Annotated in this window: 15 protein-coding genes and 1 tRNA gene; 10 read left to right on the top strand and 6 right to left on the bottom strand. The window is 71.7% G+C overall.

What is annotated here, in order from left to right:
- On the bottom strand, positions 1 to 808 hold an 808-nt coding region (locus tag ACWJ6R_RS22240; protein WP_449064084.1), incomplete at its 3' end, for a serine/threonine-protein kinase.
- Positions 809 to 957: 149 nt separating this feature from the next.
- Between ACWJ6R_RS22240 and ACWJ6R_RS22235 the strand changes: the two genes are divergently transcribed.
- From ACWJ6R_RS22235 to ACWJ6R_RS22225, 3 genes are all read left to right on the top strand, one after another.
- Entirely contained in the window at positions 958 to 1,896 is a 939-nt protein-coding gene (locus ACWJ6R_RS22235; RefSeq protein WP_449064083.1) for an NADP-dependent oxidoreductase, read from the top strand.
- 83 nt (positions 1,897 to 1,979) lie between these two features.
- Positions 1,980 to 2,855: a lytic polysaccharide monooxygenase auxiliary activity family 9 protein gene (locus ACWJ6R_RS22230; RefSeq protein WP_449064082.1), complete on the top strand. Its 876-nt coding sequence runs from the start codon at positions 1,980 to 1,982 to the stop codon at positions 2,853 to 2,855.
- A gap of 160 nt (positions 2,856 to 3,015) precedes the next feature.
- Positions 3,016 to 3,639, top strand: a complete 624-nt coding sequence (locus ACWJ6R_RS22225; protein WP_449064081.1) for a DUF305 domain-containing protein — start codon at positions 3,016 to 3,018, stop codon at positions 3,637 to 3,639.
- Positions 3,640 to 3,720: 81 nt separating this feature from the next.
- Here the strand turns inward: ACWJ6R_RS22225 and ACWJ6R_RS22220 are convergent, their stop codons facing one another.
- The gene (locus tag ACWJ6R_RS22220; protein WP_449064080.1) at positions 3,721 to 4,239 is read right to left on the bottom strand and encodes a shikimate kinase; all 519 of its coding nucleotides are present in this window, start codon (positions 4,237 to 4,239) and stop codon (positions 3,721 to 3,723) included.
- 77 nt (positions 4,240 to 4,316) lie between these two features.
- Here ACWJ6R_RS22220 and ACWJ6R_RS22215 point away from each other — a divergent pair, with 77 nt between their 5' ends.
- The 4 genes from ACWJ6R_RS22215 (at position 4,317) to ACWJ6R_RS22200 (ending at position 6,045) form a co-directional block, all read left to right on the top strand.
- Positions 4,317 to 4,580 carry a DUF6458 family protein gene (locus tag ACWJ6R_RS22215; RefSeq protein WP_068897502.1) on the top strand — a complete coding sequence of 88 codons (264 nt, stop codon included), beginning with the start codon at positions 4,317 to 4,319 and terminating at the stop codon, positions 4,578 to 4,580.
- A 55-nt stretch (positions 4,581 to 4,635) separates the two neighbouring features.
- Positions 4,636 to 4,863 (top strand): DUF4235 domain-containing protein, encoded by a 228-nt coding sequence (locus ACWJ6R_RS22210; protein ID WP_449064079.1) that lies wholly within the window; start codon positions 4,636 to 4,638, stop codon positions 4,861 to 4,863.
- A gap of 208 nt (positions 4,864 to 5,071) precedes the next feature.
- Complete coding sequence (locus tag ACWJ6R_RS22205; RefSeq protein WP_449064078.1) at positions 5,072 to 5,317, top strand: BON domain-containing protein; 246 nt, start codon at positions 5,072 to 5,074, stop codon at positions 5,315 to 5,317.
- Positions 5,314 to 6,045, top strand: a complete 732-nt coding sequence (locus ACWJ6R_RS22200; RefSeq protein ID WP_449064077.1) for a metallophosphoesterase family protein — start codon at positions 5,314 to 5,316, stop codon at positions 6,043 to 6,045. Before ACWJ6R_RS22205 ends, ACWJ6R_RS22200 begins: the two co-directional genes overlap by 4 nt.
- Positions 6,046 to 6,228: 183 nt before the next feature.
- Here ACWJ6R_RS22200 and ACWJ6R_RS22195 read toward each other — a convergent pair whose 3' ends face one another.
- Entirely contained in the window at positions 6,229 to 6,378 is a 150-nt protein-coding gene (locus tag ACWJ6R_RS22195; protein ID WP_449064076.1) for a GPGG-motif small membrane protein, read from the bottom strand.
- Positions 6,379 to 6,403: 25 nt separating this feature from the next.
- On the bottom strand, positions 6,404 to 6,904 hold the full coding sequence (locus tag ACWJ6R_RS22190) for a DUF6328 family protein (protein ID WP_449064075.1): 501 nt from the start codon (positions 6,902 to 6,904) through the stop codon (positions 6,404 to 6,406).
- A gap of 73 nt (positions 6,905 to 6,977) precedes the next feature.
- Between ACWJ6R_RS22190 and ACWJ6R_RS22185 the strand changes: the two genes are divergently transcribed.
- A complete protein-coding gene (locus ACWJ6R_RS22185) occupies positions 6,978 to 7,574 on the top strand; it encodes a nucleotidyltransferase family protein (protein WP_449064074.1) in 597 nt (198 codons plus the stop codon).
- Positions 7,575 to 7,731: 157 nt separating this feature from the next.
- Positions 7,732 to 7,805 (top strand) — tRNA-Lys (locus ACWJ6R_RS22180).
- 140 nt (positions 7,806 to 7,945) lie between these two features.
- Here the strand turns inward: ACWJ6R_RS22180 and ACWJ6R_RS22175 are convergent.
- On the bottom strand, positions 7,946 to 8,641 hold the full coding sequence (locus ACWJ6R_RS22175; RefSeq protein ID WP_449064073.1) for a CBS domain-containing protein: 696 nt from the start codon (positions 8,639 to 8,641) through the stop codon (positions 7,946 to 7,948).
- A gap of 267 nt (positions 8,642 to 8,908) precedes the next feature.
- Between ACWJ6R_RS22175 and ACWJ6R_RS22170 the strand changes: the two genes are divergently transcribed.
- On the top strand, positions 8,909 to 9,412 hold the full coding sequence (locus tag ACWJ6R_RS22170; protein WP_449064072.1) for a hypothetical protein: 504 nt from the start codon (positions 8,909 to 8,911) through the stop codon (positions 9,410 to 9,412).
- A 15-nt stretch (positions 9,413 to 9,427) separates the two neighbouring features.
- Here the strand turns inward: ACWJ6R_RS22170 and ACWJ6R_RS22165 are convergent.
- Positions 9,428 to 9,755, bottom strand: a 328-nt coding sequence (locus ACWJ6R_RS22165; RefSeq protein WP_449064071.1) for a hypothetical protein, incomplete at its 5' end; no start/stop codon positions are given.

Raw genomic sequence — 9,755 nt, 5'->3', positions numbered from 1 at the left:
CCGGCGGCGACCTGGGCGAGCAGCCCGCGCAGGGTCTGCGCGTCCGGGCGCTGCGCGGGATGCGCGCCATCATCGCGGTCAGGACCGGGCCGAGCGCGCCGGCCCGCTGCGCCGGCCTGATCCGGCCGGAGAGCGTCGCGCTCAGCCGCACCATGGTCTCGCCCTCGATGGCGGGGGTGCCCTCGACTCCGAGGTACAGGGTGGCGCCGAGCGACCACAGATCCGAGGCGGGCCCGCCGGGCTCGCCGTCGAGCCGCTCCGGGGCGATGAACCCGGGCGACCCGATGAGCAGGCCCGTCTGGGTCAGCGTCGCGTCACCGGCGAGCCGGGCGATGCCGAAGTCGGTCAGCACGACCCGCCCCGAGTCGGTCAGGAAGACGTTGCCCGGTTTGACGTCGCGGTGCTGGATGCCGCGGGCGTGCGCGGCGTCCAGCCCGTCGAGGAGCTGCGCGCCGAGCGCGGCCGCCTGCTCGGGCGGGAGCGGCCCCCGCTCCGCGACGAACTCGGCGAGGGTACGGCCGCGCAGCAGCTCCATGACGATCCACGGCTTGCCGTCGTGCACCGCCACGTCGTGCACGGCGACGACCGCCGGGTGGCGCAGCTGCGCGGTGGCCTGCGCCTCCCGCACGGCGCGCGCGACTGTCTCGGCGCGCTGGGCCTCGTTCATCCCCGGGGGCGGCGTCAGCTCCTTGACCGCCACCTCGCGGTCGAGCATCTCGTCCCTGGCCAGCCACACGGTGCCCATCCCACCGCTGCCCAGCTGGCGCAGCAGTCGGTAGCGCGTCGTGAAATCGTCCCCGTCCGGCATAGCGGGAGGATAGCGGACTTACCTGACGCATTCTCCCTGTCGCTCTCCGTGAGGCGGGAGTGCGGAATTGACCTCGATCAAGGTCGAGGTTGCAGGGTTGGTTCCCGGACGGAACGAGCGAAGGAGCCTGGGATGAGAAGGAGTCCGGGATGAAGGTGGCGGCGTTCTCCGAGTTCGGCGGCCCCGAGGTGCTGCGGGTGATGGAGGCGGAGACCCCGGAGGCGGGCGGCGGCCAGGTGCGGGTCCGGGTGCGGACGGCGGGCGTGCAGCCCTTCGACGTGGCGGTACGGCAGGGCTGGACCCCGCCGGGGGTCTCCGGCGGCCTGCCCCGGGTGCCGGGGAACGAGTTCGCCGGGGTGGTCGACCAGGTGGGAGCCGGGGTCTCCGGGTTCTCGATCGGAGACGAGGTGCTCGGCTTCGACCTGCTGGGCTGCTACGCCGAGTACGTCGTGGTCCCGGCGGAGAACGTCACCGCCAAGCCCGTGGGCATGTCGTGGGAGGTGGCGGGCGGCTTCACCGCCGGGACCCAGACCGCCCACATCGCGCTGGAGCAGCTGGGCGCGGGCGAGGGTGACACGCTCCTGGTCCACGCCGCCGCCGGTGCGGTCGGCACCGCGGCGGTGCAGCTCGCCCGGTCGTGCGGCGCCGTCGTCATCGGCACCGCGCGCGAGGAGAACCATGACTACCTGCGCTCCCTCGGCGCGGTCCCGGTGGCGTACGGCGAGGGCCTGGAGGAGCGGGTCCGCGCGGCGGCCCCCGGCGGGGTGGACGCGGTCCTGGACGGGGCGGGCGGCGAGGCGCTCGACGTCTCGCTGCGGCTGGTGAAGCCCGACCGGATCGTCACCCTGGTCGAGCACGGCAGGGCCGCCGAGCTGGGGGTGCAGACGACCCGGGGCACGCGCCTGGCCTCCCGGCTGGCGACGCTCGCCGAGCTGCACGTCCGGGGCGTGCTGGCCTGGCACGTCCGCCGGACCTATCCGCTGGAGCGGGCCGCCGACGCCCACCGCGAGGTCGAGGCGCGCCACGGGCGGGGCAAGGTGGTCCTCGCCGTGAGCCGGAGGAGGGTGGCCTCCGAAGGTAATTCTTAGTAAGGTTTCTTATTAATAACGTGCTATCCGTCGGCCGTTGGACATGCCTTACCTCCATTTCCCCCCAATCAGGAGGCGTCCACGTGTACGTGCGACCCAAGGCGGCCACCGGGGCCGCCGCCCTCATGCTCGGATCCCTGCTGGCCGTGATCCCCACCACCCCCGCGCAGGCCCACGGATCCATGTCGAACCCGCCCAGCCGCGCCTACGTCTGCAAGACCGAGGGCCCGGACAACCCCAAGTCCGCCGCGTGCAAGGCCGCCGTCGCGGCGGGCGGGACCCAGGCGTTCTACGACTGGCACGAGGTGTCCCGGCTCGACGCCGGCGGACGGCACCGCCAGATCATCCCGGACGGCCAGCTCTGCGGCGCCGGGCGGGACAAGTACCGCGGGCTGAACCTCGCCCGCGCCGACTGGCCCGCCACGCGGGTCAGCCCGGGACCGCTGACGATCACCTACCACGCGACCGCGCCGCACGCGAACAGCAACTTCGAGTTCTACATCACCAAGCCGGGCTGGAACCCGACCCAGCCGCTGCGCTGGTCGGACCTGGAGCACATCAGGACCTTCAACAACCAGAACCCCACCACCTACACCAACTGGACGATCAACCTCCCGCAGCGGAGCGGCCGCGCCCTCATCTACTCGATCTGGCAGCGGGTGGTGGGCAGCGAGGAGGCCTTCTACACCTGCAGCGACGTCGACTTCGGCGGCGGCGCCGACCCCTCGCCGACGCCCACCCCGACCGTGACCCCCACGGTCACGCCCACCCCCACGCCGACCGTCACCCCGACGTCCACCCCGACCTCGCAGCCGGGCGGCAGCTGGGCCCCGAACACCGCCTACGCGGTGGGCGCCCGGGTGACCTACGGCGGGGCGACCTACCAGTGCCGTCAGGCGCACACCTCCCTGACCGGCTGGGAACCGCCGAACGTCCCGGCCCTCTGGCAGCGCCTCTGACCCGGTGGCACCCGGTCGGGTCCGGCCCCGCACCATCGGGCCGGGCCGGGCCGGGCCCGGCCCCGGGCTTCCGGCCCGTACCCGTGGACGGGCCGCCCGCCCGTGCCGGGGAGCCCTCACTCTCCGGCGCGGACTCCGGCCCTCCTCTAGGAGGCTCCCCATGACGATCACGACGCGGCCCCGCGCGGAGCGCGGAGCGGGACGTGCCCTGACGGTCCTGCTCGCCGTCGCGGCCCTCGTGGCCGTCGCCGGCTGCGGCGTCTCCGGCGGCCGGTGGGCCCGGGAGGCGATGGCCGAGCGGGCGGCCGCGACCGGCGCCGCCCGGGGTTTCAACTCCGCCGACGTGATGTTCCTGCAGATGATGGTGGTCCACAACGGCCAGGGCGTCGAGCTGGCCCGGCTGGCGCGTGGCCGCCAGGTCCGCGAGGAGATCGGGACCCTGGCGGCGGCGATCGCCGCGACGCAGGAGACCGAGACGGCCGCCATGGCGGGCAGGCTGCGCGGCTGGGGCCAGCCGCCGACCGCCCCGCCCGACGAGCACGCCGCGCACGGCGGGATGCCGGAGACGGCCGGGCGTGAGATCGCCTCGGTCGCGGAGGCGGCCCCCGCCGACTTCGAGCGGACGTTCCTCAACATGATGATCGCCCACCAGGACGACGCGGTGCAGATGGCCAGGTCGGAGGCCGCCACCGGGCTGCATCCCGAGGTCAGGGGGCTGGCCGGGCGGATCGAGGCATCCCGTACGGCGCAGATCGAGCGGATGCTGACGCTGCTCGGCGGCTGACGCCGTACTGCCCGGGACCCCGGGTGGGCGTCCGGGGGCCGGGGCGGCGCTCCCCGTGACTCCGCGGGGGCGGGAACGGGATCACCGGCCGGTGAGCGACGCGAGCACCGAGGAGGCGACCTCCTCGGGCCCGGCCGCCGACACGTCGAAGGTCAGGTCCGCCACCTCGGCGAAGAGCGGACCCCTGCGGGCCCGCTGCTTGGTGAGCATCACGTCGAGATCGGGCTCGAAGTGCGGGCGGTGCCCGCTGGAGAGCATGCGCTCGGCGAGGACCTCCGCCGGGGCGTCCAGCCAGACCACCAGCGCGGAGGCCAGCGCCGCCCGGCAGTCCGGATCCTCCACCACGCTCGCGGCCGCGGCGATCACCGGGGGCGGCTGCTCGGCGAGGGACTCGCGCAGGTGCTCGGCCTCCCGGCGGTGCAGCTCCTCCACGCCCTCCCGCTCGGCGACCTGGGCCGCCGTGGCGCCGCCGTACCGGGAGGAGAGGTCGGGATCGCTGTCGCGCAGCCCGCGTCCCAGCTCCGCGGCCAGGATGCGGGCCACGGAGGACTTCCCCGCGCCCATCAGGCCCGTCACGACGATCGGACGGTTGAATTTCACGGCGGCCTCCGAGGTCAACGTTTGAGATCCGTGTGGGGGATAGGTGGAGTGGCGTTGGCACGAAGGAGGGAAACCCCATGACCATCGCAGGCGGCATCATCCTCATCATGCTCGGCGCCATCTTCACATGGGCGGTCGAATTCGATCTCGCCGGGTTCGACATCAACATCCTCGGCGTCATCCTGATGCTGGGCGGCCTGGTCTGGCTGCTGATCGCCATCTACCGGATGAACGTCGCCCGCAGGGCCATCGCGCCCACCACGGTGGTCGTCGAGGAGGACCCGGTGACCCACCGGCGCGTCTACGAGGAGCGTCACTACGACGACCCGCCGGTCGTGTGAGATTCCCGCAACGTGAGACGGAGGACGGACATTGAGCACTCTCGTATCCCGAGGCGTGGGGACCGCAGGCGGAATGCTCGGCGGTCTCGTCGCCGGAGCCATCTTCAAGCAGGTCTGGAAGCTGGCCGCGGGCAAGGACGACGCCCCGCAGGCCACGTCCGAGGAGTACGGCTGGGGCGAGATCCTGGCCGCGGCGGCCGTGCAGGGCGCGATCTACGGCATGGTCAAGGCGGCGATCGACCGCTCCGCCTCCCGGAGCCTGCACCAGGCCACCGGCAGGTAGGACCGCCCAGCGGCCCGCACGAGGTCCCGGCCCCGAGAAGGGCGCCGGGGCTTCCGTGTGCCCGCGGCGGGACCCCGGCCCCGGCGCGGCGCCGGGGTCTTCGCCTGCCCGGGACCGGCCAGGTACGGCCTCCGGACGATCTCCCCGTCCGTTTGCCCTCCGGCATCGCGGGAAGGCGATCTGTTCTGAGGGCGAAAGGAGTTCGATCATGGAGGCTCCGCAGTACGTCGCCGCGCGGGTGCAACAGGCGCTGGCGGAGGACGAACGCACCACCGAACTCGGCATCCGGGTGGACGTGCGGGGAGAGCAGCTCTTCCTGCGCGGCCAGGTGACCTCCGAGGAACGCCGGGACCTGATCGCCGGCGTGGCGGAGGAGGTGGCTCCCGGGCTGGCGGTCCGCAACGAGCTCACCGTGGCGGACATCCGGGAACCGGGAGGGGAGGAGAAGCTGTGAGCAAGCTGCGCATCGCGGCGGTCGGTGACGTGCACCTGGGCGAGGACGTCCGGGGCCGCTACCGTGAGCATCTCGCCGGCATCGAGGAGAAGGCCGACGTGTTGCTCCTGGCCGGAGACCTTACCCGGCACGGCACGCTGGAGGAGGGGCAGGTGGTGGCGGACGAGTTCCGCGACCTGCCCATCCCGGTGGTCGCCGTGCTGGGCAACCACGACCACCACTCCGACCGGCCCGCGGAGATCGCGGCTCTGCTGCGCGACGCCGGGATCATGGTCCTCCACGACGACGCGGTCGTCCTCGACATCGACGGGACACGGCTCGGCGTGATCGGAGGCAAGGGATTCGGCGGCGGGTTCGCCGGCAAGTGCGCCAGCGAGTTCGGTGAGCCGGAGATCAAGGCGTTCGTGAACCACACGAAGCGGATCGCGGACCGCTGGCGGCGCGCGCTCAAGGAGACCGAGGCCGACGTGCGCGTCGTCCTGTCGCACTACTCGCCGGTCAACGACACGCTGGAGGGCGAGCCGCTGGAGATCTACCCTTTCCTGGGCAGCTACCTGCTGGCCGAGGCCGCGGACGCCGAGGGCGCCGACCTGATCGTGCACGGCCACGCGCACAAGGGGACCGAGAAGGGCATGACGCCCGGCGGCATCCGGGTGCGCAACGTGGCGCTGCCGGTGCTGGGCCGGGCCTACGCGGTCTACTGCCACGACGGCGACGGCCAGTGCTGAGGACCGGCCGCCGGAGGCGCCGCCGGGACCGCTGAGCCGGGGCCGGCAGGGACGGCGTCGGGAGGCGGAAACCGGGAGGCGGAAACGGGAGCGGGCCGGGTGGGAACCCGGCCCGCTACGTCTTGTGATCTGAGCTCTCCGACGGGACTTCGAGATGGTGGTATCGGCGGGCCATGGCCCGCGTCAGACGTTGAAGATGCTCACACCCCCCGGACCGACCAGGAAGCCGAGCACGATGAGCACGATCCCCCAGAGGAGGTCGCGACGGGCCAGGATCACATAGATCCCGGAGATGACCAGTACGACTGCGATGATCCAGAGCAAGGTAACCATGAAAGGCGACTGCCCCAAGGAATCGTCATTTAACGTCCTTGTCCCGGTAAAGATCGATCAATGGCTGGACGAACCACAGCCAGGTGCTGAGCAGCCCCACCACCCCGCCGAGGGCCGCCGCCGGCCAGCCGGGGATCACCGTCTCCGTGACGAGCGCGACCGCGCTGGTCATCGCCACGGCGAGCGCGATCGCGCCGATGATCCCGAGTTCGTTGGCGCGGTGCAGCATCCTCTCCTTCAGTCCCGTACGGAACAGCAGGCGGTGCTGGGCCGCCGGCGTGATGAAGCAGACGGAGGCGAAGGCCGAACTGAGCAGCGAGATGAAGAAAAGCCAGAGGCCGAGGGTGTCCACCTTCTCGAACCCCGCCGAGAAAGGCAGCGTCAGCAGGAAGGCGAAGAGGACCTGCACACCGGTGACCGCGACGCGCAGACCCTGGAGCAGCTCGGTCAACTCGCGGTCAACCCGCTCCTTGTGACTCTCACCTGGTGCGGGGGGTTCTGTACGGACTTCTTCAGGTTGAATCATCGAAGTCCATTACCCTCGCTTGCCCAGGTCATACCTGGGGACTACGGGCCGGTCCAGGGGGTAGCCCCCGTTTATGGGAAGCCACAGCCACGAGGTCACCGACGCCATTCTGGAGACGTTGAAGCGATCGAGCAGTGCGCTCAAAGACGCCGGTGTCCGCTTCGCACTCGCCGGCGGATGCGCCGCCTACGCGCGCGGGGCCGCGCCCTCGCTGCACGACGTCGACTTCGTCCTCCCGCAGGAGGACGTGCCGACCGCCCTGGAGGCGCTGAGCGAACTGGGCTTCACCACGGCCAAACCGCCGGAGGACTGGCTGGTCAAGGCTTATGACGAGGGCCGGTTGGTGGACCTGATCTTCCGGATCGCCGACAACGCGGTGACTCCCGCGCTGCTGGAGCGGGCCGAGCCGCTGAAGGCCTCCGCGGTGATCGTGCCCGTCCTGGAGGCGACCGACCTGGTCATCTCGTGGCTGCTGCCGCTCTCGGAGCACGCCTGCGACTACGGCTCCCTGCTTCCGCAGGTCCGGGCGCTGCGCGAGCAGGTCGACTGGAACCGGGCGGCGGCGGTCGTCCGGGACTCGCCGTACGCCTCGACGTTCCTGATCCTGCTGGAGCGGCTGGGCGTGATCTCCGACCCCTTCGACTCGGAGGGCGATCCGGCCTGGCCATGAGCGCCGGAGCCGCAGGGAGCCTGAGGACCGCCGGAGCGCCGGGAGCGTGGAGGGATCAGGAGCGCCGGGAGTGTGAGGGACCAGGAGCGCCGCACGCCGTACATGTCAGGTGATGTACGGACCACCGGGCGGAGTCCTGTAGTCTTTTCCTGGTCAAGCGCCGCTAGCTCAGTTGGTTAGAGCAGCTGACTCTTAATCAGCGGGTCCGGGGTTCGAGTCCCTGGCGGCGCACCGGCGGAGAGCCCGGATCACCTGTGATCCGGGCTCTTTCCCTTCCTGGCCCGGCTCCGCCCGCGTGCTCCGCGGGAGTCTCCGGCTGGACGCCCCCGGCTACCGGCTGCCGGGCGGCGAGGCCGCCCCGCCGGCTCCCGTCAGGCGACGTCGTCCTCGTCCCACTGCAGGTCGTCGATCACGTCGACCACGCCGTTGACCCGGAGCACCGAACCGGGGAAGCTCGACGTGGCGCCGGCCCGGCTCATGCGGCCGCTCAGCGTCACGATCCCCCGCTGCACCGTGACCTCCACGGCGGAGGTGTCCAGCCAGACGGAGTGGTCCAGGACGTCCCTTCTGATCTCACGGGCGATCTCCTCGTCGCTGCGCAGGAAGACCTTCAGCAGGTCCTGGCGGCTGACGATGCCCTCGATCCGTCCGTCCGCGTCCACGACGGGCAGGCGCCTGACGCCGTGTTCGTCCATCAGCCGCATCGCGTAGACCACCGCCGTCTGCGGCCTGGTGGTGACCGCGGGGGAGGACATCAGCTCGGCGGCCGTGCCGCCCCGCACCTTGATCCCGACGCCCCCGGCCGCGCCCCTCACCCGGCCGAGCCGGCGGCGGAGCCGGACACGCAGCGGCGGCCGGTAGCCCTCGCGGTGGTACTGCTCCTTGAACTCCTCCTTCAGCAGCAGGTCCGCCTCCGACACGACGCCGATGACGCGGTTCTCGGCGTCGACGACCGGCACCGCGCTCACCCCGTGGGCGAGGAGCGCCTCGGCGACGTCCTTGAACGGTGTCGCGGCGGTGACCGACACCACCTCGCCGGTCATGACCTCACTGACCTTGACGCGCATCGTCTTCTCCTCGGGAGCGCGGGGGGTTGCCTTCCTCTCCGATTCCACCGCACCGCCGCCTCCGGATGGAGGGTCGCAAGTCCTTCGTCGCCAGGCCGTTGCGCCTCTTTCCGCACGTGCGGGAGGACCGTTCCCGTACCTGCGGGTGGACCGGGACCTCTGGCGGGCGGGCCCGCCGAGCCGCGGCGGGGTCCGCCTACCCAAGCGATGCGCGGAGTTTTCCGGGATCAGACCCGGCTCGGGTTACGCTGGGCCGGGGGTCACGATATGAGAGCATTCGTCTGCGTGCTGGCGTTGACCATGGCGGCCGCCGGTTGCGGTTCCGGACCGGAGGGCGCCCCGACGCAGGCGCCGCCGGTCCCTGCGGCGGGGACGGCGGTGAACCCGGCCCGGCCGGACGAGACGAAGCCGGGCGAGACGAAGCCGGGCGAGACAAGGCCGGACGAGGCCGAGAGGGACCGGACTCCGGGCGGGTCTCCGGACGGATCCTCCGCGGGCGGGACCGAGGTGAGCGCGGAGCAGCACCGGATCCTGGCCGGCCAGTGCCGGTACGCCGACACGGCCGGGCTGCGGGAGAGGTGTCTCGTGGCGGTCCGGCGCGACTACCGGGTGGGGCGGGAGAACCGTGACCTGGACTGCCGGACGTACTCCGGCGTCACCGTGTGCGGACGGCTCCCGCTCAGCGAGCGGGAGCGCCGGTGCGTCGAGCAGTGGGTGACGGGCGGGTTGACCCAGCGCAGGGCCGAAGTGGAGTGCTACGTCTTCTCTTGAACCAAGGCCGCGTAGTTAAGCCGTGACCCCTGCTGTCGACTTGGCTGTTTCTGCAGGTCGAGACTGGTTCCGAGGGAACTGATCCGGAGGAAGCGCGTAAGCAGCGGGAGCAATCTTGAGGATCAGTCCTTTGGCCGCCCACTGCGACAGCTGCACGCAGAAGCTGTTGAGGTTGACGATCTCCAGCACGCGGGCGAGTTCCCGTCCACGCCAGATCCTGCATGGATCGGCGCGCAGCAGCGCGAGCACGTGTTCCTTGCGGCTGAGGCCCGGTCTCGTATCCTCTGGCTGCTCCTGCTCCTGCTCCTGCTCCTGCTCCTGCTCCTGCTCCTGCTCCTGCTCC

The sequence above is a fragment of the Planomonospora algeriensis genome (assembly GCF_977012225.1).
This window is presented reverse-complemented; position numbering and strand designations above follow the sequence as displayed.